The following is a 25,058-nucleotide window of genomic DNA, read 5'->3' as shown; positions in this document are numbered from 1 at the left end:
ATGCTCCTTTTTCTTGGTGTTCAGCGCGTTCGAGACGCTATGACAATCTAAAAACGTTCAGGTGCGAGTTCTATTTCTTGCGGAAGGCGCCGCCCAGAATGGACAGCAGAGCCAGGACCAGAAAGACGAAGAACAGGATCTTGGCAATCCCCGCGGCGCCGGCGGCGATGCCGCCGAAACCCAGGACAGCCGCGATGATCGCGATAACGAAGAAAACTACGGCGTAATGCAACATGTCAGCTTCTCCTGGTGGTTATAAGAATCAGGGATTGCGGTCGAAGAAGTCGCGGACTTCCTTTTGCGCCTCATCCTTGGTCTTGCCGTAGCGTTCCTGAATCAGACCTGCCAGGCGCTCGGCGTTGCCTTCGGTACGGGTCAGTTCGTCGTCGGTGAGTTCACCCCAGGCCGCCTTGGCCTTGCCCGTCAGTTGCTTCCACTTTCCGGCGATGATGTCGTTGTTCATGTGGTGACCTCTCTCTGGTTACGTGCGGCGGCAGGTTCATGGCCTATGAAGCTGCCGGGACGCGGTGTGTTGGGCACTGATCAGCTAGCTTCTAAGCTACGAGTCGCCCCCAGGGGCTGTCAAACGACGCTGTGGGGAAATGTAACTGCGCCGCCGTGGAAAATGCCCCGGGTTTGAGACGGGAAATCGCGTTGCGGGAGCAATCGGGTCGAGTTACATTTGAGCAACCATTTGACCCCTTTTGTGCGCGGCTAGTAACCGATCCGCTCTCGAAAGCCAGTGCTGGCGCGGCTGGCCGGGCAGGGCGCATGCCGGTATAGTCCACACGGAACCGGCTGGCGGTTCGACACGCAACGGGAGAAACACTCGCATGACGAAACGACTTTGCAGCGCCATCTTGCTGGCGCTTGGCGCCTTGGCGGCCGTGGGATGCACGCACGTGACGGACCGGTATCAGGCCACGGCGCCCGTCGCGTCACCGCACGGCTAGCGGCGGCATAGCCGGACGAAAAAACGGGGCGCCTGGGGCGCCCCGTCCGCTTTGCCGCCGTGCCGCTCAGGGCTGGGCGATGCGCTTGGCGATGTGGTCCAGCGCTTCTTCCACCTGATCGACCAGGATCAGGCAGAGGTCGCCGGGATTCAGGCGCGCCAGCGCCGTGTCGATCGCCACGAATTCGCCGTGGATCTCGTCGATCTGCGTGGTGCGGCTGGCGCCCACCAGACCCTGCTGCAGCAGGGCCAGCACTTCGCCGTCCGCGCGGCCGCGTTGGCACTGGTCCTGGTAGAGCAGCACGTCGTCGAAGGCGGTGCCCAGGATTTCGGTCTGCATGCGGATGTCTTCGTCGCGGCGGTCGCCCGCGCCGCTGATGACGACAGAACGCTTCTTGGCCGGCATCGCATCAACGGCACGCACCAGCGCCTGGATGGCGTCGGGGTTGTGGCCGTAGTCGGCGATCACCGTGGCGCCGCGGTAATCGAACACGTTAAAGCGCCCGGGCGCCGTCTGCGCGTCATTGACGAACGTGGCCAGGCCGCGGCGCACGACATCCCAGCCCAGGTCCAGCGCCCACGCCGCCGCAATCGACGCCATCGCGTTCTCGACCTGGAACGTGATCGTGCCATTGCGGGTGAGAGGGATCTCGGCCAGCGGGAAGCGCACCTCATCGGCGCCTTGCGCCGCGACGATGGCATCGCCATCGCGGTAGACCGAACGCAGGCCCTGCGCGCGGTGCGTGGCCAGCACGGGATGATTGCGGTCTTCGGCGAAGTAGGTGATCGAACCCGGGCAGCTCGCGGCCATCTCGGCCACGATGGGATCGGCCGCGTTCAGCACCGCCATGCCCGACGGATGCACGTGCTGCACGATGACGCGCTTGACCACTGCCAGGTCCTCGACCGTGCTGATGTAGCCCAGCCCCAGGTGATCGCCCATGCCGATGTTGGTGACGATGGCCACGTTGCAGCGGTCAAACGCCAGGCCTTCGCGCAGGATGCCGCCGCGTGCGGTTTCAAACACCGCGGCGTCCACGTCCGGGTGCATCAACACGCTGCGCGCGCTGCGCGGGCCGCTGCAGTCGCCGGTGTCGATGCGCAGGTTGTCGACGTACACGCCGTCCGAGTTCGTCATGCCCACGCGGTTGCCGGCCGCGCCCAAGAGGTGCGCGGTCAGGCGGACCGTGGTGGTCTTGCCGTTCGTGCCCGCGACGGCCACGACCGGAATGCGGCCGTCGTCGCCATCCGCGAACATGTTGGCGATGATGGCTTCGCCCACCGCGCGGCCCTTGCCGAACGAGGGGTTCAGGTGCATGCGCAGTCCGGGCGCGGCGTTGACTTCCACGACGCCGCCGTGCTGGTCTTCAAGCGGGTACTGCACGGTCTCGGCGACCACGTCCACGCCGCAGATGTCCAGGCCGATCATGCGGGCCGCGGACACCGCGCGCGCCGCCATTTCGGGATGGACCTCGTCGGTCACGTCGGTGGCCGAGCCGCCCGTGCTCAGGTTGGCGTTGTTGCGCAGGAAGATCAGCGTGCCGGCGGGCGGCACGGAATCGGCGTCAAAGCCTTGTTTTTTCAGCGTCGCCAGAGCGATGTCGTCAAAACGGATCTTGGTGAGCGAGGTGGCGTGGCCGTCGCCGCGCAAGGGGTCGGCGTTGACCTGGTCGACCAGTTGGCGGATGGTCTGCTGCCCGTCGCCCGTGACCTGCGGGGGATCGCGCCGCGAGGCCGCGACCAGCGCGCCGCCCACCACCAGCAGGCGGAAGTCGTGGCCCGGAATGTAGCGTTCGACGATGACCTCGGAGCTGATCTCCTCGGCCACTTCAAAGGCCTGGATCACGCGCTCGCGAGTTTCGATGTTGACGGCAACACCGCGGCCCTGGCTGCCGTCGCGCGGCTTTACCACGACCGGGCCGCCGAGTTCCTGCGCCGCTTCCCAGGCTTCCTCGGCGGTGGTCACGGAACGGCCCATCGGCACCGGCACGCCGGCGGCGTCCAGGAGCATCTTGGTCAGGTCCTTGTCCTGCGCAATGGATTCCGAGATGGCGCTGGTCAGGTCGGTTTCGGCCGCCTGGATGCGGCGCTGCTTGCTGCCCCAGCCAAACTGCACCATGCTGCCCTGCGTGAGGCGGCGGTAGGGGATGTTGCGCGCCGTGGCGGCGTTCACGATGGAGCCGGTGCTGGGCCCCAGGCGCACGTCCTCATCCAGTTCGCGCAGGCGCTTCAAGGCGTCGGCAATGTCGAACGGCGTGTCGTCCAGCGCGGCGCGCACGAGTTCCTGCGCCAGTTCCATCGCCAGCTTGCCGACTTCTTCTTCGCTGTACTCGACCACGACCTGGAACACGCCCGGCTCGATGGTGGAGGCGGTGCGGCCAAACGTGACGGGGCAGCCGGCGTGCGCCTGCATCGTCAGCGCGACGATCTGCAGCACGTGGGCGATGGACACCGCGCCCTGATGACCTTCGGGGCGCAGCAGCCCGGTTTGCGGCAGCCGCGCGCGCAGGCGGGCTTCGAACTCGGGCAGGTTGTCGATGGAGCATTCGGCGTCGCCGCAGGACACGATGGCCTCGATTGCGGTGTTCTTGCTCCAAAGATTGGGGCCGCGCAATGCTCGGATACGGGAGACTTCCATGGCAGGGTTTCCTGTCGTCTGGCGCGCGTCCGCCGGGGGCGGCCGCGCGCGCAATAAGGTCAGTTTTGTTGGATCCAGCGGCGGACCAGGTCGATGGTCGGACCGGAGAACGCCTCGTCGGACTGAAGCAGGGCGAAGTCGCCGGCGCCGATGCCGTCCAGCACGCTGGCGATGGCCTTGCCGTGGTCGGGCTCGTCCTGGATGTCCTTGACGCGGCTGCCTTGCGCCAGGCCCTGGCGCAGCAGCGCGCGGGCCTCGCCGTCGGGGCGCTTGCTGCGCACGGTCGCGTCGTCATACAGAACCACGCGGTCGAAGGCGTCGCCAAGCAGCTTGCCCTGTTCGATCAGGTCCGCGTCGCGGCGGTCCGCGCCGGCCGAATAGACCGCTGCGCGCTGGGTGGCCGGAAACTGGCCGATGGCCGAGATCAGCGGGCGCAGCGCCGACGCGTTGTGCACGTCGTCGACCACCACCGTGGCGCCGTTGCGCTCGAACAGCGTGAACTGCCAAGGCGCGTCGGCCTGGTCGATGTCGAAGGTCTCGATGCCGGCGCGGATCAGTTCCACCGGAATGTCCAGCGCCCACGCCGAGCCCACGGCCGCCAGCACATTTTCAACCTGGAAGGCCACCCGGCCGCCGTGCGTCAGCGGAATGGCGGCCACGTCGGCCAGGCGTTCTTCCTGGCTGCCGTGCGCCAGCACGATGCTGCCGTCGCGCACGAACACCGCGCGTCCGTCCTGGGCCAGGTGCTGCGTAATGGCGGGCAGGGCGGGGTCGATGCCAAAGAAGATCACGTCGCCGTCGCAGAGCTCGGCCATTTCCACGACGCGCGGATCGCGTGCGTTCAGCACGGCCACGCCGTCCGGCAGGACCACGTCAACCTGCGTGCGGAACACGTTGAACAGGCGTTCCGTTTCGTTGATGTCGAAGTCGCCGAGATGATCGCCGTCGTCGATGTTGGTGACGACGCCGACCTGGCAGCGGTCGTAGGCCAGGCCCTGGCCCAGGATCACGCCGCTGTCGTTCTCGATGACGGCGGCGTCCACGTTGCGGTTCATGAGCAGGCGCGTGCCCGACGCGTAGTCGGCGCGGTCGCCTTTCTGCACGAGACGGCGGTCCAGGTAGAGGCCTTCGCTGCACGCGAGGCCGGTGCGCTTGCCGGACAGGTGCAACAGGCGCGCCACCAGGCGGGCGACGACGGTCTTGCCGTTGGTGCCCGTCACGCCCACGATGGGAATGCGGCCCGCGTCGCCCTCTGGGAAGAGGTGGTCGACGATGGCGCGGCCCACGGGACGCGGCGTGCCGTCGGCGGGCTTCAGGTGCATCAGGAGGCCTGGTCCGGCGTTGACTTCGACGATGGCGCCGCGCTGTTCATCCAGCGGGCGCGTGATGTCTTCGGCCACCAGGTCCACGCCGGCGATATCCAGGCCGACGATGCGCGCAGCCAGCGTCACGGTGGCGGCCACGCTGGGGTGGACGCGATCAGTCACGTCGAATGCGACGTTGCCGCTGCGCTGCACCAGCACGCGCTGGCCTTCGGGCGGCACGCTCTCTTCCGACAGACCCTGGCGCGCGATTTCTAGCCGGGCGGCGGAATCCAGGCGCACGGGATTGAGCGGATGGTTTTCGGTGCGGCCGCGGCGCGGGTCGGTATTGATCTGGCTGTCGATGAGTTCGGTGATGGTCGACTTGCCGTCGCCCGTCACCCAAGCCGGTTCGCCGGCGGCGGCGGCCACCATCCGGTTGCCCACCACCAGCAGGCGGTGTTCGTTGCCCAGCACGAAGCGTTCGACGATGACGCCGCTGCCTTCGTCCACGGCGACGCGGTAGGCCGAGACCACTTCCTCGCGCGTCGTCAGATTGGTGAAGACGCCGCGGCCATGGTTGCCGTCGTAGGGTTTGACCACCACGGGCAGTCCGATGTCCTCGGCGGCGTCCCAGGCGTCTTCCTCGCTTTCGACCAGGCGCCCTTCAGGCACCGGCACGCCGCAGGTCGACAGCAATTCCTTGGTCAGGTCCTTGTCGCGCGAAATGCCTTCGGCGATGGCGCTGGTGCGATCGGTCTCGGCCGTCCAGATACGGCGCTGGGCGGAGCCGTAGCCGAATTGGACGAGGTTGCCCTCAAAAAGGCGGATATAGGGAATATCGCGATCATCGGCCGCATCGACGATGCAGGCGGTGCTGGGACCGAGGCAGTGGCGGTCGACCAGGCTGCGCAGCTTGGCCACCGTGGCGGGCACGTCGAACGGCCGGTCTTCAATGGCGGCCATGACGAGGTCGCGCGCTTCGTTCAAGGCGGTGCGGGTGACCTGTTCCTGCCAGGCGCGCACGACGACCTTGTACACGCCGCGCTTGGAGGTCTCGCGCGCTTTGCCGAAGCCGCCGCGCAAGCCAGCCAGGTTCTGCAGTTCAAGGGTGACATGCTCAAGAATGTGGCCGGGCCACGTGCCTTCTTTCAGGCGGGCCAGAAAGCCGCCGCGCACGCCGGGGCTGCATCGATGTTCGATAAGGGTCGGCAGCCATTCGGTCAGGCGCTCATAAAATCCGGGAATCGTGTTGGAGGGGTAGTCCTCCAGTTCGCCGATATCCACCCATGCTTCAAGGACCGGGCGATACGTCCAAATGTTCGGGCCGCGCAAAGCCACGACATCGATAAATTCAATGTCTTTCTTTTTCATGTTTTAATTTGCTCGAGAAGCAGGTTGGCACGCGCGGACGCCCCTATGCAAGACCGCGATTTTATTGGGGTTGCGCCTTAAGAATAATGCCAACGAGTGGGGGATCCCAGATATTCCTAATTAGAAAAATCGGCTGATACTATACGACGCCTTCATGGCGTGAACTCGTTGTGTTGTAAGGAAGGGACACGTTTGCCGCCGACGGCGTCAAACCGGTTGCCGCCTAGTAGGGCAGAGTCCTGGCCCGGTATGCGTTCCAATGAAAAAACCACACCTGCTTTCCGGCCTTGCCGACGCATTTCCTGCCCGCTGGCGGGATGAAATCCGCACCGAACTGGCGGATGACGAAACCCTACTGGCCTGGGTCGAAATAGACCTAGATCAGCGTTTGAAGTTCCAGCCGGGTCTGGTCGCCGTGACCGACAAACGGCTGATCGCCCGCCTTCCCGACGATTCCGCTTGGGAATCCTGGCCATACGGCCCTCAATTGAAGCTATCTCTCAGCGACCACGCCGGCGCCGCCGTGCTGGAGCTGCACGACGACACCGGCCGTCTGGGCGTCTGGCGATTCACGCTGGCTTGCAATCCAGCGGCGCTGCGGCTCCTGGCCCAGTTCGAAACCCAGCAGTCGATTCGTCTGTCGGGAAAACCGGCCGAAGCGCTCGAAGAACGCACCTGCACGATCTGTAATAACGTCATTCCCGCGGGCGAGGAAGAATGCCCGACGTGCAACCAGGAACAGGCCGCGCCGTCGACCACGTGGGCGCTGCTGCGGTTGTGGCGTTTTGCTCGGCCATATCGCGGCCCGTTGTTTGCCGGGTTTCTGCTGACGCTGCTGGGCACCGCGGCTACGCTGGTGCCGCCGTATCTGACGATGCCGCTGATGGACGATGTGCTGATTCCGTTCCAGAACGGCGCCCCCATCGATTACGGCCTGGTGCGGCTTTATCTGGGTGGCCTGCTGGGATCGGCCATTTTGGCGTGGGGATTGGGTTGGGCGCGCACCTATATTCTGGCGTGGGTCAGCGAACGCATCGGCGCCGATCTGCGCACCACCACTTACGCGCACCTGCAGCAACTGTCGCTTGAGTATTTCGGCGGCAAGCGCACCGGCGATCTTATTTCTCGCATCGGCAGCGAAACCGACCGCATCTGTGTATTCCTGTCGCTGCACCTGCTGGACTTCGCCACCGACATCCTGATGATCGTCATGACGGCGGTTATCCTGATCAGCATCAATCCGTGGCTTGCGCTGGTCACGCTGGTGCCGCTGCCGTTCATCATCTGGATGATCCACGCCGTGCGCGACCGTCTGCGGCATGGCTTCGAAAAGGTCGACCGCATCTGGTCCGAGATCACGAACGTGCTGGCCGACACCATTCCCGGCATCCGCGTGGTCAAGGCATTTGCCCAGGAAAAGCGCGAGGTCGCGCGCTTCCGCGAAGCCAACAACCGCAACCTGGAAGTCAATGATCGCGTCAACACGACCTGGTCGCTGTTCTCGCCGACGGTCACGCTGCTGACCGAGGTGGGCCTGTTGGTGGTGTGGATTTTCGGCATCTGGCAGGTGTCGCAAAGGCAGATCACCGTGGGCGTGCTGGCCGCGTTCCTGGCGTATATCGGGCGCTTCTACCTGCGCCTGGATTCCATGAGCCGCATCGTGTCGGTCACGCAGAAGGCTGCCGCCGGCGCCAAGCGTATCTTCGACATTCTGGACCACGTGTCCAGTGTGCCGGAACCGCAGAACCCCGCCAAGCTGCCGCACATCAACGGCCGCATCGAACTGCGCGACGTGGGCTTTCGCTATGGCAACCGCCAGGTCATCCGCGGGTTGAATCTGACCATCGCGCCGGGCGAGATGATCGGGCTGGTGGGCCACAGCGGCTCCGGCAAGAGCACGCTGATCAACCTGATCTGCCGCTTCTACGACGTGTCCGAAGGCGCGGTGCTGGTGGATGGCGCCGACATCCGTTCGGTGCGCGTGGCCGATTACCGTCGCAATATCGGGCTGGTGCTGCAGGAGCCGTTCCTGTTCTTTGGCACCATCGCCGAGAACATCGCCTACGGCCGGCCGGACGCCACGCGCGACGAGATCGTGGCCGCGGCGCGCGCCGCGCACGCGCACGAATTCATCCTGCGCCTGCCGCACGGCTACGACTCGCTGGTGGGCGAACGCGGTCAGGCCTTGTCCGGCGGCGAACGCCAGCGCATTTCGATCGCGCGCGCCCTGTTGATCGACCCGCGCATCCTGATCCTGGACGAAGCGACGTCGTCGGTGGACACCACGACAGAGAAAGAGATTCAGAAGGCCCTGGACAACCTGGTCCGTGGCCGTACCACCATCGCAATTGCGCACCGCCTGAGCACGCTGCGCAAGGCCGACCGGCTGGTGGTCCTGGACCGCGGCCAGATCGTGGAGCAGGGACCGCACGAAGAACTGATGGCCCGCGAGGGCGCCTACTATCGCCTCTATCAGGCGCAGGCGCGCCAGGCGGAAGCCGACGCCCAGTCGTCGGGCAGCGAAGACATGGCCGCCGTGGCCTGACGCGGAAACGGGATTCTCGCCATGACCTTGCCGTTCTTTCAATTGCGCCGCAACGCCTTCGGACGCCTGGAGTTCCAGTCCGCCGACGGCGAATCGCACGAAGGCGTCATCCCGGTGCGCGCCTTCCCGATCAGCGAGGCGGGCCGCGGACTGTCGCTGGTGACCACCGACGGGCACGAGCTGCTGTGGATCGAACACCTGTCCGACGTCCCCGCCGAGCCGCGCGCCCTGATCGAAGAGGAACTCGCCAGCCGCGAGTTCATGCCCGAAATCCGCAAGCTGTCCAGCGTGTCGACCTACGCCACGCCCAGCGTCTGGAAGGTGGACACCGACCGCGGCCCGACCTCGTTCACGCTACGCGGTGAAGAAGACATCCGCCGCCTGTCTCCCCAAACGCTGCTCATCGCCGACAACCACGGCATCTTCTATCTGGTGCGCGACATCCAGTCGCTGGACAAGCACAGCCGCAAGCTGCTGGACCGGTTTCTCTGACGGTTTAGGCGGTGTTTCTTAAGTCGGTGTCAGACACCCGGCGCCGTCTTTCTTAAGTCGGTGTCAGACACCTGGCGCTGTCTTTCTTAAGTCGGTGTCAGACACCCGGCGGGACGCGGCTTCAGTTTGCGCGTGCGGTTCAAGGGTGTCAGACACCTGGCAGCGAGCCTGCGCGTGCGGTTCAGGTGTCAGACACCTGGCAGAGGGGTGTCGCACACCAGGCAACACTCTCAGGTGTCTGACACCCTGCAGAGACGGCCTTCAACTCGCCCGTGCGCATCATGGGTGTCTGACACCGCCGCCAGCATCACTCACCCCGCCCCTTGAACGGCGTGTGCGATTCCAGCTCGCCTAAATAGTCCGTCACCGCCGCGGTTTCCTCGTCCAGGAAGTTCTGGATCGCCTCGGCGAAACCCGGATGCGCCACCCAGTGCGCTGACCACGTTGGCGTGGGCAGCAAGCCGCGCGCCATCTTGTGTTCGCCTTGCGCGCCGCCTTCGAAGCGTTCGATGCCATGCGCGATGCAATAGGCGATGGACTGCATGTAGCAAGTCTCGAAGTGCAGCCCGGGCACGTATTCCGTCGCGCCCCAGTAGCGCCCATACATCGCGTTGCCGCCCGCCAGGTTGAGCGCCGACGCGACCGGCACGCCATCGCGCTCGGCCAGGATCAGCACGAAAGCATCGGGCTGGTCGCGGTGCGCCTGCTCGAAGAACTCGCGGCTCAGATAGGGCGGGTTGCCGTGGTCGAAGTAGGTGCGGCAATAACAGCCGTAGAAGAATTCCAGTTCGTCAGCGCCGATCTCGCCGCCGCGGAGCCAGCGGAAGGTGAGGCCCGCCGCGGTGACCTTCTTGCGGTCCTGGCGGATCTTCTTGCGCTTGTCGTGGCTCATGGCGGCCAGGAACGCGTCGAAGTCGGCATAGCCTGCGTTGGTCCAGTGGAACTGCACGCTCTCGCGGATCATGAAGCCTGCCTCCCGCAGCGCGCGCACGTCGGCGTCAGCGGGAAACAGCAGGTGCAACGACGACACGTTGACCTCTTCGGCAAACGCGACCAGCCCGCGCACCAGTGTCGCGCGGTCTTCGTGGTTGGCGGCGAGCAGCCGCGGGCCGGTGACTGGCGTGAACGGAATGGCCGACAACAGCTTGGGGTAGTAGCGCATGCCGTGCCGCTGGAAGGCATCGGCCCACGCGTAGTCGAACACATACTCGCCGCGCGAATGCGACTTCAGGTAAAGCGGCACCGCGCCCGCCAGCACGTCGTCACGCCACAGCGCCAGGAAATGCGGCGCCCAGCCCGTCTGGCGCGATGCGCAGCCGGTGTCGTGCAGGGCGAGCAGAAAGGCGTGCCGCAAAAAGGGTTGGTCTCCGGCCAGCGCGTCCCATTGCCGGGCGTCGATGCGGGACAGATCGGTTTCCAAGGTAAGGCGCAGGGGATCCATCCGCGAATGATAAAGTCTTCGGGATCGCATGGCGTGCAAGCCATGGCAATGACAGGGATTTGAGGCGTCCACGCGGCGCCCGGGAACGACGGCAACATGGACAGCAGCAAGACTGCCCCCGGCGGGCAGAAGGACGATACGCACGGCATGCGCGAGCAGGCGCTGGCGGCGTTGGCCGCCACGGCTTGGCCCGATAAGCTGGCGGGCGTGCGCGCCATTGCCGACGACGCCCGGCTGGATTGCGAGCGGGTCCTTGCGCCCATCGCCGGATTGCCCGGCCGCCCGCCACGGCCAGAACTGGTCGCGCCGGCCGAGGTCCGCCATCGATCCATGGCCACGCAGGAAGGCAGGGCGGCGCTCCTGCACGCACTGGCCCATATCGAATTCAACGCCGTGAACCTTGCGCTGGACATCATGTGGCGGTTTGCCGGCATGCCCGAGGCGTTCTACCGCGACTGGCTGCGCGTCGCGCGCGAAGAAGCGCTGCATTTTGATTTGCTGCGCCAGCGGCTGGACACGCTTGGCGTTGATTACGGCGACTTCCCCGCGCACAACGGATTGTGGGATATGGCCGAGCGCACGCAGGACGACCTGCTCGCGCGCCTGGCGCTTGTGCCGCGCACGCTGGAAGCGCGCGGCCTGGACGCGTCGCCCATGATCCGCAACAAGCTGGCGGGCGCGGGAGACTCGGAAAGCGCCGCCATCGTAGACATCATCCTGCGCGACGAGATCGGCCACGTCGCCATCGGCAACTATTGGTACAAGCAGCAATGCGCGCTGGCGGGCAAGGAGCCGGTGGCCTGCTATGCCGAACTGGCGGCGCGCTATCAGGCGCCGCGCCTGCGCGGCCCCTTCAACCTGGAGGCGCGGCGCGCCGCCGGATTCGACGACGACGAGCTTGCCGCGCTGCAGGCCGGCTAATTGGAAGACGGGAAGATGGACATCACAATCGACGCGCTGCTGACGGGCGCCTTGCGGCCGCTGGGCGATTCGGGACGCGACAGCGGCATCGACAAGCATCCGGTCGGCGAGCGGCGCTGGCTGGGTCTGGAAGGACTGGATGGGGACGCGCAGGCAGACCGGCGCTTTCATGGCGGGCCGGAAAAGGCGCTGCACCATTACGCGCGCGACCACTATCCTGCCTGGCTGCAGACGCTGGGCGAACGCGCGGTGCTGCGCGCGCCGGGCGCCTTCGGCGAAAACATCTCCACCACCGGCGTGACCGAAGGCGACGTGTGCGTGGGCGACGTCTATCGCGCGGGCACCGCGTTGATCCAGGTGTCGCAGGCGCGCCAGCCGTGCTGGAAGCTGGATCACCGGTTCCAGCACAAGGGCATGGCCGCGCAGGTGCAGGCCAGCGGCATGACGGGCTGGTACTACCGCGTGCTGCAGACCGGCTGGCTGGCGCCGGGCGACACGTTGACGTTGCACAAGCGCCTGCATCCGCAATGGTCGCTGGCGCGCGTGCAGGACATCCTGAACCGCCGCGTGCTGGACCCGGATGTGCTGCACGCGCTGGCGGCATTGCCGGAGCTGTCGCCGAACTGGCGCGCGCTCTTTGAAAAGCGCGCCCGTGCCGGCGAAGTCGAAGACTGGACGCGGCGCCTGCAAGGCGATGCCGCGATCGCACCTCCCAAGGAATCCCAAGCATGAAATTCCTGTTGCGCCGCGCGCGGCCGAACACCGCTGTAACCCGCGTGCTGATGGCCGCCGCCGTGACGACCGCGCTGATCCTGCCGGCACCCGCGGCGCTTGCCGCCGGCGACTTTGCTGCTTGCCTGTCGCAGCTGCGCGCGCCCGCCTTGAAGGCCGGCGTGTCGGCGGCGACCTTCGACACGCACACGGCGCAGCTTGCGCCCGACATGGCGGTCATCGGCCTGCTGGACGCGCAGCCGGAGTTCAAGACGCCCATCTGGGACTACATGGCGGGCCTGGTGGATGACGAGCGCGTGGCGGACGGGCAGGCCGGCATGGCGCGTTGGCAGGCCGACCTGGACCGGGCGTCGCAGCGCTATGGCGTGGACCCGGCCACGATTGCCGCGGTGTGGGGCGTGGAAAGCAATTTTGGCCGCACGCTGGGCGGACGGCCGCTGCTGACGTCCTTGTCCACGCTGTCGTGCTATGGCCGGCGCCAGGCGTATTTCCGGGGCGAATTCTTCTCTACGCTGAAGATCATCCAGGACGAACACATTGCGCCCGAGCGCCTGGTGGGCTCTTGGGCCGGCGCGTTCGGCCAGACCCAGTTCATGCCTTCTACGTATCTGCGGCTGGCGGTGGATTTTGACGGCGACGGCAGGCGCGATCTGGTCGACAGCGTGCCGGACGCGCTGGCGTCCACGGCGAATTTCCTGAAGCGCGCGGGCTGGAATCCGGGAATGGCGTGGGGCTACGAGGTCAAGCTGCCCGCGAAACTGGACACCTCCGGCGCGGGCCGCAAGAACAAGCGCCCGATGTCGTCGTGGGTGAAACAGGGCGTGACGCGCGCCGATGGACAGGCGCTGCCAGGCGGCGATACGCCGGCCGGTCTGCTGCTGCCGGCGGGCCGCAATGGTCCGGCGTTTCTGGTGACGCGCAATTTCGACGCCCTGTACTCCTACAACGCCGCCGAAAGCTATGCGCTGGCCATCGCGCATTTGTCCGACCGCCTGCGTGGCGGCGGCCCGCTGCTCCAGGCCTGGCCCACGGACGATCCGGGGCTGTCGCGCGCGGAAAGGCGCGAATTGCAGCGCCTCTTGATCGCGCGTGGCTACGATCTGGGCGAGCCCGACGGCATGATCGGCGCCCGTACGCGCCAGGCGTTGCAGGCCGCCCAGCGCGAACTCGGCCTGCTGCCGGACGGGCGCGCGGGCCAAAAGGCGCTGAAGGCGCTGAAAGCGTCGACGCCCGCGCCGGCGACCTGAACCAAAAGCACTATTCGAAAGTATGACCCGCCCACGCGATTTACAACTTTTTCAAAGTCGTCGCGGGCGGCAACAGCATTGCCGCACACCGCGCTTTTCATCGGCCTATACTGATTTCCCGACTTTTTCAGGAGCGCGGCAATGAGCCTATTGGACACTTTGGCCTCGATGGCCGGTGGCGGTCAGCAAGGCGGTTCGGCCTCGCTGCTGCCCGCGTTGATCGAGCAACTGAACAAATACCCGGGCGGTCTGACCGGTCTGATCGCCAGCTTTCAGAAGGGCGGGCTGGGCGAAGTGGTGGCGTCCTGGGTGGGCACGGGCCAGAATCTGCCCGTCAGCGCTGACCAGCTCGGTTCCGTGCTGGATCCCGGCGTCGTGAACGAACTGGCGGCCAAGACGGGGCAAGACACCACCTCCGTGCTGGATTCGCTGTCGGCCCTGCTGCCGCAACTGGTCGACAAGGCCACGCCGGAAGGCGCGGTGCAGCCCGGCCAGCAATTCAATCCCGCCGACCTGCTGGGCTCGCTGTCCGGCCTGTTCGGCAACCGCGGATAAAGGCTGGGCAGTCTCCTGATTCCTCCGCAGCTCAAATCCCCCCTGCGCCGGCGCCTGTTCCAGGCGCTGGCGTTAAGCGCCCTGGCGCCGCTGGCGGCATGTTCGCCGCCGCTTTCCCTTAACGCCACCTTCCTGCAGCTCTGGCGCAGTCACTCGGACCTGACGCCCGAAGACTGGCGGCTGCGGCTGCGCAGTTTCCGGCGGCTGGGCTGCCGCGAGATCTTCCTGCAGTGGACCGGCCTGGAAGGCGGGCGGCCGGACGACTGGATGGCCCCCCAAGCGCTGCTCGGCACGCTGTTCGACGAGGCCGCGCATCAGGGCATTGGCATCCACGTGGGCCTGCCGTACGACCAGCGCTGGTGGGACATGCTGGCCCGCGCCGACACGCCCGCGCTGGCCGCCTTTCTGGACCAGACGCGCGAACGTGGCGCCGCGTACATGCGGGGGGCCGGCTGGAACCAGCGCCGCGCCTTCCGCGGATGGTATCTGCCGTACGAACTGGAACAGTACAACTGGGCTTCCGCCGAACGGCAGGCGCTGCTGGTGCCATGGCTGGATGCGTTGTCGCGCGCGTCGCAAGAGACCAGCAGCAGCGTGCCGTGCATTTCCACGTATCGCAGCCGCCTGCCGGGTGATGGGTCATTGATGAAGTTGTGGAGCCATATCCTGGACCACGTGGGCATACACCCCATGATCCAGGATGGCGTCGGCGTGGCCGGGCTGGAGAACCTGCGGGCGCTGGAACCGTTGCACGACATGCTGCTGGCTCGCCACGCGTCTTTCGACCTGATCCTGGAACTGTTCGAGGAACTGCCGTCGGGCGCCACGGACGGCTCGACCTTCAAGGCCCGTTCCGCTGATTTTGAGCGGGTGCGCGAGCAGTGGGAGGTGGCGCGCGGCTACGGCGCCAAGCGCATCGTGGCCTTTGCGCTGGACCCGTGGGTCATCGACGATACGCCGGAGGCGCGCGCGCTGATGCAGGCCTGGATGGACGCGCGGCTCTGAAGTGGGCCTCTGAAGTTCGCCGCGTCAGTTGAAGCTGCGGCCGATGATCTCCAGCATGACCTCGTTGGTGCCGCCAAAGATGCGCAGCGCGCGCGCGTCGGCCCAGGCGCGGCCGATGCCGTATTCCGCCATGTAGCCATAGCCGCCGTAAAGCTGCAGCAGATCGTCCAGAATGCGGCCCTGCATTTCGGTGGCATTGAGCTTGGCGATGGCTGCCGTTGTGGCGTCGAGCTCGCCTTCCATCATGCGCGCCAGGCAATCGTCCAGAAAGACGCGCAGCATCGCGCTCTGCGCGCGCGCATTCGCCAGCTTGAAGCGCGTGTTCTGGTAGTCGATGACGCGGCGCCCGAACACTTTACGATCGCGCGTGTATTGCGCGGCCTGTTCCAGCATGCCTTCCTGCGACGCCGCCGCACGCAGCGCAATGGCCAGGCGTTCACGCGCCAGCTCGCGCGTCATGATCTCGAACGCATTGTTCAGCGGACCCAGCAGGCAATCGGCGGGCAGGCGCACGTCGTTGAAGAAGAGCTCGCAGGTGTCCTGACTGTGCTGGCCGATCTTGTGCAGCGGCGCGCCCTTCGTGTAACCCGGCAGGTTTTCATCGACACAGAACAGCGACAGGCCGCGCGCGCCCAGATCGGGATCGGTGCTGGCCAGCACGATGGCCAAGCCCGCATTTATGCCGTTGGTGATGAAGGTCTTCTGACCATTGAGCACGAAGTGTTCGCCGTCGCGCCGCGCGCGCGTGCGCACCGCCTTCAAATCGCTGCCCGCATCCGGCTCGGTCAGCGCGATGGCGCCGATGGTCTCGCCGCGCGCCATGGGAGGCAGCCAGCGCTGCTTCTGCGCGTCGGTGCCGACGTTCAGCAGATACGGCGCGACCATGTCGGAGTGGATGGAAAAGCCGATGCCCAGGAAATTGGCGCGGGCCAGTTCCTCGATCACCACGGCCGAATGCCCGAAGTCGCCGCCCGCGCCATACGGATCCGGCAGCGCGCAATTGAGCAGCCCCTCATCGCCGGCCCGCCGCCACAGCGCGCGCGGGGTCACGCCTGCGTCTTCCCATTCGGCATAGCGGGGCGCGATTTCGCTCTCGATGAAGCGTTTGACCTGGTCGCGGAAGAGTTCGTGGTCGTCCCGGAAAACGCGTCGCATGATGGTCTCCCTATTTCTTGTAGGCGTCCGTGCCGCTGGTCTGGCCACGCAGCATGGGGGCTTCGGGCGTGCCGGTCAGGAACAGGCTGTAGTGGTCGCCCGGCTGCAAGACCGGCAGCGGCAGCGCCTGCGACACGGCCGTGCCGCAGCTGGCGGCCAGCGTCGCGCTGACCGGATTGATCGCGCGCGCGGCGGACGCGCCGGGCTCGACGTTCTTGAACAGGACCGGGCCCGACGGACTGACGGACATCTGGCCGGCGGGGCAATCCGTCGCCAGGTTGTAGAAGCGCAGCTCCGCCTTCAGCGCGTCCTGCGCGCCGGCGTTGTCGTCGATGACGCTGAACGACAGCCTGCCGCCGTCGCGCCGCGGCACCAGCGTGCTGAACGTGTCGGGCGCCACCTGCAGTGTGCCGGCGAGCTTGCCGTCGATGCGCACGTCGAAGGGCTGATTGCCCTTCACGATGGCGTAGGTGGTGGCCTGCCGGTCGGGTCCGATCTCCTGGACCGGGCCCTGCGCGACCTGCGCCTGCAGTGGATTCACGTGCGGATTGACCACCCGCACGAACGAAGAACCCGCCGGCGGGCGGGCGGCATAGAGCTGGGCCAGCACGCCTTCGGCGGCGGCACTGGCGGCGCAGGCCGCCAGCGTCACGGCAAGGGCGAGGCGTAAGGGTGTGCGAGTCATGTTTGCGGCTCCGGTTTCCTGCTCAGGCGCGTTTCAAGATAAATACGTTCGAGCTGCCTGCGGTCCGCTTTGTCCGTGCTGGTGGTGGGAAAGCGCGGGCACGCCACCAGCTCAGAGGGAATCATGTACGGGGGCAAACGCCGGCCGAGCGTGACCTTCCAGTCCGTCAGATCGGCGGGCAGCGGTTGCAAGCCTGCGGCAGGGGCGTGCGAACCCTGGCCGTTTGCTACGGGTTCGACGAAGCCGATCAGCCGGACGATGGCGCCGTCGGGGCGGCGCAGCGCCACCGTCGCGCCGGCGCGCACGCCGGGCAGGGCGGCGATGGCCGCGTCGATCTCCGCCAGTTCAATGCGGTAGCCATGCAGCTTGATCTGATCGTCGATGCGGCCGCGGAAGGTCACGAGGCCCTGCGCGTCGATCTCGCCCAGGTCGCCGCTGCGATAGCCGCGCTTGCCGTGGCGCGTGAACATGCGCGTGGCGTTCAGATCGGGGCGGTTCAGGTAGCCGCGCATGACGTGATCGCCCGCGATGCTGATCTCGCCGTTTTCGATGAAGACCTTGGCATAGGGCTTGGCGCGGCCAATGGGAAATGGATTCGGCGCTGCCGCGCGCAACGCCGGGTCGATCTCGACCCAGGTGGTCGAGCAGGTCGCCTCGGTCGGGCCATAGGAATTGACGATGCGCGCCTGCGGAAAGCGTTGCCACAGTTCCTCGGCCAGCGCGGGCGTCAACGATTCGGCGCCGAACACGAAGACGCGCAGGTCGGGCAGGTGGGTGTGGTCGAACTCGGGGTTGAACAATTGCTGCCGCACGAACGAGGGCGTGGAGGCCCAGACGCTGATGCGGCTGTTGGCCAGATATTGCACAAAGGCGTCGCGCTGTGCGATGGTCTCGCGCGGGCACAGCACGCAGGTGCCGCCCAGCGTCAGCGCGCCCACCCAGTTGAAGAGCGAAAAATCGAAGCTGAACAGCATCTGATCCATGAAGATCGGCGACGCGCCCAGCGCGAGACAGTCGCGGATCCATCCCGCAAAAAGGCCCATGCTTTCGCGGCCGATCTGCACGCCTTTCGGGTCGCCGGTGCTGCCCGACGTGAACATGATGTAGGCGAGGCCCTTTTCTTCCAGCGGCGTGCCCTGGCCGCCCGTGGAAACGAAATGTGCGGCCTGCGCGTCGTAACGCAGGCCCGCGTGCACCAGCTCGCCGATGCGTGCGATGCGCTCGGGCGGATTGATGATATCCACCGGCACGAAAGGCACGCCCAGCCGCAGGCAGCCCAGTATCGCCACGAGAAACGCCGTCTCCTTGTGACCGGAAATCACCAGCGGCGTATCGGGTCGTGCGCCCGCTGTTCGCGCTGCCTGTTCCCAGGCCTCGGTGGCGGCGCGCAGCGCGCGCCACGACGTGGCCCCGCGCGCGTCCACGACCGCGATGGCGTCCGCGCCAGCCTGCGTGTCCGCGAAATCGAACGTGTTGAAGTCGAAGCGCATGGTCCGGCCCTCCCGTGGCTGCGCGCTAGGCGCCGCGGCGTTCCGCGATGAATGCTGCCAGCGTATGCACCGATTCCAGATGTACGTCGATCTCGGTGGGCGGGATCTTGCAGCCGAACTCGCGCTCGACCGCCAGCGCCACGTCGACGGCGGCCAGCGAGTCGACCAGCCCCGATTCGATCAGCAATGTGTCCGGGTCCACCTGCGTGAGGATGATGCCTTCGACGAGTTGCGCCACTTTGGTTTCGATAGCGTTGATGTCCATGTCTTGCTCCGCGACCCCGCAGGGTCAAAATTGGAAATAGAGAAACCGGGCTTCCTTGTGCAGGTTGACCAGGCAGAAAGCCAGCAGCACCAGCATGACCGCCATCCACGCCAGGTTGGGGCGCCAGCGCAGGTAGGGTTGCGGGGCCTCATTGGGCTTGAACAGGGCGGGCGACCAGCGGCCCAGGATCTGGTGCGAATTGGGCGCGAACCACGCGATGCCCAGCAGCACGACGGCATAGATGAGCTGCATGTGGTGGCCGGCGATGACGCGCCAGGCGTCGCCAACGGCCAGACCCGCGACATGCGCGGACATATCCAGCGACTCGATGCCGCGCGCGCCCGTCATGCCCTGCACCAGCAGCATTGCATCGCCCACGCCGTGCGCGCGGAAAAATGCCTGCGCCACCAGCACCGCGACAAATGTGATCAGCACGCACAGCGCGCGCGTGGTGGCCCGCGTGTTGCGCGCTGCGGCCGGCTTGCGGCCCACGACGAATATCCGCCAGGCATGGTTCACCGACAAATACATGGCGTGCAGCAGCCCGAACACCACGAACTGGAAGCCCGCGCCATGCCACACGCCCGCCAGCGTCATCGTGAACAGCGTGGGCAGCACGATGCTGCCGGCAAAGCCGCCCAGCGTCTTCAGCCCGGCCGAGCCCACCGGCAGCTCGCGATTCGTGCGCCACTTGTTTACGGCCACCGCCACGGGGTAATACAGATACGCGGTGATGTAGCGCGTCAGCGTCATGTGCCAGCGCGCCCAGAATTCGATGATGTTGCCCGCCTTGTAGGGCGAGTTGAAATTCAGCGGGAAGCGGATGCCGAACATCTTGGCCAAGCCCAGCGCCATGTCCGAATAGCCCGAGAAATCAAAGTAAAGCTGGAGCGCATAGCAGAGGCTGGCGCCCCATGATCCGAAAAACTGCAGCTCACCCGGCGCCGCGAACCCCGCATCGGCGTACGGCGCGATGCCATCGGCCAGCAGCACCTTCTTGGCCAGGCCGATCACGAACAGGATCGCGCCCACAGACAGGTTCTCGGCCTTGAACCGGTAATTCTCCGGTTGCGCGAACTGCGGCATCATTTCCTTGTGATGCAGGATCGGGCCGGCGATCAGGTGCGGAAAGAACGTCACGAAGAGCACGTAGCTCAGCAGGCTGCGTTCCTTCACCACGCCCGCCTTGCAGTCCAGCAGATAGCCGATCTGCGTGAACGTGAAGAACGAAATGCCCAGCGGCAGGATGATGTCGTCTACGGTTGCCGCCGTCATGCCCAAGTCATTCAGGAAGTTGAGCAGCGTCACGAAATACTTGTAGTGGAACAACAGCGCCAGGTCGGCGCCCACGCCCAGTCCCACGATCAGGCCCTGCAACCGGGGGCGTGCGGCGTTGTGCAGGATCAACTGGCTGACCAGGTAGTTGAAGGCGATGGAGCCGGCCAGCAGCACGACGAACTGCGGATTCCACCAGCCGTAGAAGACCAGCGAGGTCAGGCACAGCCACAGCGCCGCCAGCCGCACGTTCAGCCGCCCTAGCGCGTAGTACGCCGCCAGCGTCACGGGCAGGAAGATGAATAGGAACAGGTAGGAGTTGAATAGCATCTTGGTCCGCTACGGGATGCGCGCCAGCAGGGCTTGTTCGTCCGCGGTCAGCGGCAGCGACAGGGCGTTCTCCGAGAATTCCCAGATCACGAGCTTCAGGCTGGCGGGCCACTGCGCGCGCTGTCCCAGCGCCATCGTCAGCGCACCCGAGAACTGCCCGCCATCCAGGCTCATGTTCCAGACCTCGCGGCCCAGGCCCATGCCCAGGCGCTCCCCGAACTGGCTGCGGCGGCCATTGGAGGTGCCCGCCAGCAGCACCTGAACCGGCGGCGGCTCATCCAGGAGGCCGCCGCTGCGCACGGGTTCGATCTTTGCCTCCGAGACGTGCTCCAGGTCCGGCCGCCATCCGGGTGGCGCGTTCTCCAGGCCCGCCAACACGATCAGGTCGCCCATGCGCGGCTGCGGCGCAGAGGCCGGTTCCGTCTTGAACGCCTGCGTGCTCTTGCCGTTCAGAAGCGGCAACGCCGCCTCGGCCACGCGTGCGGCGGCGGCCTGCGCGCCCTGTGCATTCATGTGCACGTCCGTGCGGAAAAAGCGGGGAGCCGGGGCCGCCAGCAGCGCGTCGCGCAGGTCCACGAAGGGCACGCCATCCGCGCGCAGCGCCGCTTGCCAGGTGTCCAGCGTTTGGCGCATCGGTTGCGACACCGGCAGACCGCAGAGTTGGGCGGATTCGATGCGCGACTTGTCGGGCACCGCGACCACCAGCACCTGCACTTGCTTGGCGCGCAGTTCGCGCACCCAATGCCGCATCAGGCGCAGGCGTTCGTCAAAGACGTGCACGCCCGGCGGCGGCCGCAGTCCGTCGCGGTAGAACAGCCAGCCGGGGCAGCCCATCGCGACCTGTTCGCCCAGGTCGCCGAACAATCGATAGCGCAGCGCGGCGTTCCAGGTGTCGACATCGGCCTGGCGCGGCAAGGCCAGCGCCTTGTTCAGCGCGGCGCCCGCCGAGCCATCCAACCACGCGGACGGTGACATCGCGACGGCGCCGACGCGCGCCTGCGCCAGGCGCCAGCCGCCCCAGCCCAGGCCGACGGCCAGCAGCATGGCGACCACCCAGGCGGTCAGCCGGTGGCCGGCGGACGGGCCTTCTGTGCTCGGCCCACCTGTGCTCGCCCCTCCCGCGGCGCGTGTCTTGTCCGGCGTATCCACGTGCCTACTTCCCGATGGCCGCTTTCATGCGCGTGCGCCAGGTATCGGCGCTCATGATGGAAGCGTTGTCCCACAGGCCGCGGGCCTCCGGCCCCTGCGCGTAGGTGGGCTCGAACATCTGCCAGACCAGCACCTGCGGCTTGTTCTGCTTGAAGGCGGGCGATTCCAGGTATTCCAGCAGCATCACCCAATGGCCCACGTTGCCGGGCTTCCAGTTGACGGAAACCGGACGGTCCAGCGCGTTGGACAGCTTCTGCGGAAAGCCGAAGTAGGGTTGCACCATGCTGTGACCGGTGACGTGCACGGGCGCCGGCGTGTCGTCCACGAGGCTCTGGCTGTCGGACTGGCGCCGCACCGTGAAGGTCTCGCGGCCGGCCTGCTTGCGCTGGTCCGGTGTGAGGAACAGCTCGGCCAGATCGCCGTAGCGGCGCTCGTTGACCACGCTGCCCAGCGGCATGCCGGTGCCGGGCTTGCCGGCCAGCGTCTTCACGTCTGTCTTGATGCGCTGCGCCAGCGCGTCGGCGGTGGCGTCCGCGGCAGCCTGCGTCCAGTGCTGGTCGGTGCGGTAGAAGACCTCCTGGCCGCTGCTCTTCACGCGCTGCAGCACCGCCTCGTCGTCGATGGTCGCGATGCCGGCCTGCTTGAGCTTGTCCTGGATGGTCTGATAGCGCTTCTTCACGTCGGCGCTGAGCGCCTTGCCGTCCGGCAGCTTGTCCTGATAGAAGAACGTCTTGTCCGGCAGCACCAGCACCTCAAGCTGAATGCCTTTTGCCGCCAGCGCGTCGCGCGTCTCGCGCACGAGCTGCGTGGACGCGTCGATGCCGCGCATGTCCACCTGCGTCAGGCTGCCCCAGCCGGGAAACAGCCAGTTGTCCTTGCCCTGAATCACGATGGAGGAAGCCTGCTGCGCCTGCGCCGCGGTGGCGCAGGCCGCCAACAGGGCGGCCGATGCCAGCGCGCGGGCCAGCGCGCCGGAAAGACCCGGCAGGGCGCGCTTCGGAAGACGGGTTGCGGTGTGCATGGATGAACTCCTTGTGTTGCGGATCGGCGTGCCGTCAGTACGACAGGGTCAGGTTGATGAACAGGCCCTTGGCCCGGTCGGCCTGCCCGCCGCCGATGTTGAAACGGTATTGCGTCGTCAGGTCCAGATAGGACATGGGCGCGGTGTAGTGGCCTTCACGGAACCAGTAGCGCAGGTTGAAGCCGGGGCCGGCGCCCATTGACCACGAGGTGTTGTCGCCCAGCAGCCGGTAGGAATCCGAACCGTCGATGTCAAAGCCGGTGACGCGGTTCTTGTTCCACAGCCAGTCCGCGCCGATGACCGCATAGGGAAAGAACACCAGCCGTTCGCTGATGGCGTCCACGCGATAGCTGCGGCCCACGCGCAACTCGCCGGCGCCGAACGCCTGATCGCGTTTCAGCCGGCCCGACGATTTTTCGCCGTCCACGCCCGTCGCGTTGTCGCGCAGCCAGAACTTGGCCGGCATGTCCTGCCAGGAATAGCCGGCCTGCACATAGCCTTCCATCGTGAACCAGTCCGGGCGGTCGATGCGCAGCGTCGTGCCTTCGTACAGGCCATAGGTCACGTAGGCCAGCCAGCCACCGCTGCCGGCGTTCGTCTGGTAGTGCGCGGTCTGGTTGTCTCGGTTCAGCGCGCAGCGCAGCGCCGCCGGGTCCGGGCTGAACGTACCTCGGCGCGTGGCGCTGCCCAGGTTGAACTGGCGTTCCAGACCGAACGTCAGGCCTACTTCGGTGGATGGCGTGAAGCGCATGCCCAGCGAGCCGATCGTCGTGGGGATGCCGGAGATGCCCTGGTTGGTTGCGCTGTCGATGTCCACGGTTCCGCCGCACGGATCGGACACGGTCTGGCTCGCGGTCCGGCCGCCCTTGTCGTACAGCGTGTTCGACAGGCGCCCGTACAGTTCGAAGGTGCGCGTCGAGGAATTCAGGAAGTCCGAGGGCCGCCAGAAGATCTCGGCGGTGCTGAACACGGCGTCGCCCGGCACGGTGATGGCCGCGCCGCCCAACCCCGAGGACGCGGGGCGTGCGCCGCGGTAGCCCGCGGAAAAATACCCGCCCCATTCGCGCGCCAGCCCGCCGATGGCGTTGCGCGTGTCGAACCGCTGCTGCGGCGTGAGGTCCAGCTTGCCCGCGTCGTTCTCGTCGATGGCTTCCTTCAGGCGATCCACCGCGCCGCGCTTGTCGCCTACGCCGGCCAGCGCATAGCCTTCGTCCAGGATCACGGTGGGCGGCGCCTTGCCGGTGGCGCGCGCGGCCTGGAAGTCCTCGAGCGCGAGCTTGGGCTGGCGCATGCGCTGGTGCAGGTAACCGCGCTGCATCAGCAGCGTGGGATCGTCGGGCTGCGCGGCCAGCGCTGCGCTCATGCGCGTGTTGGCCTCGGCCAGTTGCGCGGCGTTGCCGGCCGCCAGCGTGGTGGTCAGCAGGCGCTGGTATTCCTTGTTGGCGGGATCCTGCTCGGCCGCCTTGCGCGCCTGACTGATGGCTTCCTGGTAATCCTCGCGCGCGTAGGCGGCATAGGCCAGCGAGGCGGGGCCGCCGCTGCCTGCGGCATCCGACGGCAGCAGCTCGCACGAGGTGCCGTAGGGCGTGTCGCGGCAGTCCTGCACCGGCGCGGGATAGTTCGCCAGCGTCAGCGTGGCGGGGATGGCCGGGCGCGCGCCCGCGCGCTTGATGCGCTGCGCCGCGGCTTCATCTTTGCCGCCCAGCGGTTCGATCAGCGCCAGCGCGCGCGCGTTTTCGCCGGCTGCCAGGGCGGCGTCGGCCGCGATCAGGCGCACGTTGCGCCGCTGTTCGTCGTCCAGCCAGTCCTGCTTGAGCGCCGCGTCGAAGTCCGCGTCCGCCTCCTGCGTTCTGCCCTGGCGCTGGCGCAGATAGCCGCGCATCAGCAGTGCAACGGTGTTCTCGTCGTCCTGCCGCATGGCGTCCGTGGCGGCTTCCTCGGCGGCGGCGAGCTGGTTCTCCAGCATGAGCGCCGTGATGAGCAGCAGGCGATGGCTCGCGCTTTCGGGCGCCAGCGCCACGGCCTGCCGGGCGAGCGGCACGGCGTCGCCGGGACGGTTGGCGATCAAGGCCTGATAGCCTTCCTCGGCCGGCTTGACCGCCATCCGGCGCTTGAGCGTCTGCTGGCGCGCGGCCAGGTCGTTGCTGTTCGGCGCGCCCAGCGACACGGCCTTGGCCGCGGCCGCTTCGGCCTCGGCGTACTTGCCCTGCGCTTCCAGCGCATCGAGCCACAGCATCGCCCACGCGCCCTGTTTGGGATCGATCCGGAATGCGCGTTCGGCGCCGCGCTCGGCTGCGGAATAGTCCGCGCGGTTGTAGTCGGCGTAGGCGCGGGTGGCGATGGGAAACCCGCGCTGGTAAGCGCTGCTGGCCCGGGGCGCGGCGGGGGAGGCGGGGGGCCGCGTTGCGGCGGCGGGGCGCAGGTTGGCGCGCGCCTGGCGCAGGGCAGGCGAGTCCAGCCCGCTGGCGATGGCATCGGCCGCGGG

General features: G+C 66.8%; 20 protein-coding genes. 7 read left to right on the top strand and 13 right to left on the bottom strand.

What is annotated here, in order from left to right:
• Nucleotides 1–70: 70 nt before the first annotated feature.
• From AC6LJW_RS24730 to cphA (AC6LJW_RS24715), 4 genes are all read right to left on the bottom strand, one after another.
• Nucleotides 71–235: a DUF1328 domain-containing protein gene (locus tag AC6LJW_RS24730; protein ID WP_006389411.1), complete on the bottom strand. Its 165-nt coding sequence runs from the start codon at nucleotides 233–235 to the stop codon at nucleotides 71–73.
• Nucleotides 236–262: 27 nt separating this feature from the next.
• Complete coding sequence (locus AC6LJW_RS24725; protein ID WP_006218180.1) at nucleotides 263–463, bottom strand: CsbD family protein; 201 nt, start codon at nucleotides 461–463, stop codon at nucleotides 263–265.
• A 556-nt stretch (nucleotides 464–1,019) separates the two neighbouring features.
• Nucleotides 1,020–3,590 carry a cyanophycin synthetase gene (cphA, locus tag AC6LJW_RS24720; RefSeq protein ID WP_498088497.1) on the bottom strand — a complete coding sequence of 857 codons (2,571 nt, stop codon included), beginning with the start codon at nucleotides 3,588–3,590 and terminating at the stop codon, nucleotides 1,020–1,022.
• Between the two features lie 59 nt (nucleotides 3,591–3,649).
• Nucleotides 3,650–6,265, bottom strand: coding sequence for a cyanophycin synthetase (gene cphA / locus AC6LJW_RS24715; RefSeq protein WP_498088496.1), 2,616 nt, complete (start codon nucleotides 6,263–6,265; stop codon nucleotides 3,650–3,652).
• A gap of 259 nt (nucleotides 6,266–6,524) precedes the next feature.
• Between cphA (AC6LJW_RS24715) and AC6LJW_RS24710 the strand changes: the two genes are divergently transcribed.
• Nucleotides 6,525–8,810: a cyanophycin metabolism-associated ABC transporter gene (locus tag AC6LJW_RS24710; protein WP_056567728.1), complete on the top strand. Its 2,286-nt coding sequence runs from the start codon at nucleotides 6,525–6,527 to the stop codon at nucleotides 8,808–8,810.
• Nucleotides 8,811–8,831: 21 nt separating this feature from the next.
• Nucleotides 8,832–9,302 carry a cyanophycin metabolism-associated DUF1854 family protein gene (locus AC6LJW_RS24705; protein ID WP_056567726.1) on the top strand — a complete coding sequence of 157 codons (471 nt, stop codon included), beginning with the start codon at nucleotides 8,832–8,834 and terminating at the stop codon, nucleotides 9,300–9,302.
• A gap of 307 nt (nucleotides 9,303–9,609) precedes the next feature.
• Here AC6LJW_RS24705 and AC6LJW_RS24700 read toward each other — a convergent pair whose 3' ends face one another.
• On the bottom strand, nucleotides 9,610–10,743 hold the full coding sequence (locus AC6LJW_RS24700) for a GNAT family N-acetyltransferase (protein WP_498088495.1): 1,134 nt from the start codon (nucleotides 10,741–10,743) through the stop codon (nucleotides 9,610–9,612).
• Between the two features lie 96 nt (nucleotides 10,744–10,839).
• On the opposite strand from AC6LJW_RS24700, the gene AC6LJW_RS24695 reads away from it, so the two are divergent.
• The 5 genes from AC6LJW_RS24695 (at nucleotide 10,840) to AC6LJW_RS24675 (ending at nucleotide 15,203) form a co-directional block, all read left to right on the top strand.
• Entirely contained in the window at nucleotides 10,840–11,664 is an 825-nt protein-coding gene (locus AC6LJW_RS24695; RefSeq protein ID WP_498088494.1) for a ferritin-like domain-containing protein, read from the top strand.
• A gap of 15 nt (nucleotides 11,665–11,679) precedes the next feature.
• Complete coding sequence (locus AC6LJW_RS24690; protein ID WP_056567716.1) at nucleotides 11,680–12,396, top strand: MOSC domain-containing protein; 717 nt, start codon at nucleotides 11,680–11,682, stop codon at nucleotides 12,394–12,396.
• A gap of 50 nt (nucleotides 12,397–12,446) precedes the next feature.
• On the top strand, nucleotides 12,447–13,643 hold the full coding sequence (locus AC6LJW_RS24685) for a lytic murein transglycosylase (protein WP_498088502.1): 1,197 nt from the start codon (nucleotides 12,447–12,449) through the stop codon (nucleotides 13,641–13,643).
• 141 nt (nucleotides 13,644–13,784) lie between these two features.
• Nucleotides 13,785–14,198: a YidB family protein gene (locus AC6LJW_RS24680; RefSeq protein WP_056567711.1), complete on the top strand. Its 414-nt coding sequence runs from the start codon at nucleotides 13,785–13,787 to the stop codon at nucleotides 14,196–14,198.
• Nucleotides 14,199–14,201: 3 nt separating this feature from the next.
• On the top strand, nucleotides 14,202–15,203 hold the full coding sequence (locus tag AC6LJW_RS24675; protein ID WP_498088501.1) for a DUF4434 domain-containing protein: 1,002 nt from the start codon (nucleotides 14,202–14,204) through the stop codon (nucleotides 15,201–15,203).
• A gap of 24 nt (nucleotides 15,204–15,227) precedes the next feature.
• On the opposite strand, the gene AC6LJW_RS24670 is transcribed toward AC6LJW_RS24675, so the two are convergent.
• From AC6LJW_RS24670 to AC6LJW_RS24635, 8 genes are all read right to left on the bottom strand, one after another.
• A complete protein-coding gene (locus AC6LJW_RS24670; RefSeq protein ID WP_498088492.1) occupies nucleotides 15,228–16,358 on the bottom strand; it encodes an acyl-CoA dehydrogenase family protein in 1,131 nt (376 codons plus the stop codon).
• A gap of 10 nt (nucleotides 16,359–16,368) precedes the next feature.
• Nucleotides 16,369–17,043 (bottom strand): alginate O-acetyltransferase AlgF, encoded by a 675-nt coding sequence (locus tag AC6LJW_RS24665; protein ID WP_498088491.1) that lies wholly within the window; start codon nucleotides 17,041–17,043, stop codon nucleotides 16,369–16,371.
• Nucleotides 17,040–18,533, bottom strand: coding sequence for an AMP-binding protein (locus AC6LJW_RS24660; protein ID WP_498088490.1), 1,494 nt, complete (start codon nucleotides 18,531–18,533; stop codon nucleotides 17,040–17,042). Before AC6LJW_RS24660 ends, AC6LJW_RS24665 begins: the two co-directional genes overlap by 4 nt.
• Nucleotides 18,534–18,558: 25 nt before the next feature.
• Nucleotides 18,559–18,798 carry an acyl carrier protein gene (locus AC6LJW_RS24655; RefSeq protein ID WP_056567696.1) on the bottom strand — a complete coding sequence of 80 codons (240 nt, stop codon included), beginning with the start codon at nucleotides 18,796–18,798 and terminating at the stop codon, nucleotides 18,559–18,561.
• A gap of 24 nt (nucleotides 18,799–18,822) precedes the next feature.
• On the bottom strand, nucleotides 18,823–20,403 hold the full coding sequence (locus AC6LJW_RS24650) for an MBOAT family O-acyltransferase (RefSeq protein WP_056567693.1): 1,581 nt from the start codon (nucleotides 20,401–20,403) through the stop codon (nucleotides 18,823–18,825).
• A 9-nt stretch (nucleotides 20,404–20,412) separates the two neighbouring features.
• The gene (locus AC6LJW_RS24645; RefSeq protein WP_498088488.1) at nucleotides 20,413–21,447 is read right to left on the bottom strand and encodes an alginate O-acetyltransferase AlgX-related protein; all 1,035 of its coding nucleotides are present in this window, start codon (nucleotides 21,445–21,447) and stop codon (nucleotides 20,413–20,415) included.
• Nucleotides 21,448–21,556: 109 nt separating this feature from the next.
• Complete coding sequence (locus tag AC6LJW_RS24640; RefSeq protein ID WP_056567689.1) at nucleotides 21,557–22,573, bottom strand: alginate O-acetyltransferase AlgX-related protein; 1,017 nt, start codon at nucleotides 22,571–22,573, stop codon at nucleotides 21,557–21,559.
• A gap of 34 nt (nucleotides 22,574–22,607) precedes the next feature.
• Nucleotides 22,608–25,058 (bottom strand): NfrA family protein (locus tag AC6LJW_RS24635; protein WP_498088487.1); only part of this gene is annotated, 2,451 nt, incomplete at its 5' end.

Source organism: Achromobacter sp. 1012554356 (genome assembly GCF_059760815.1).
Note: the sequence above shows the minus strand (reverse complement) of the source record. Positions and strands in the feature narration are given on the sequence as shown.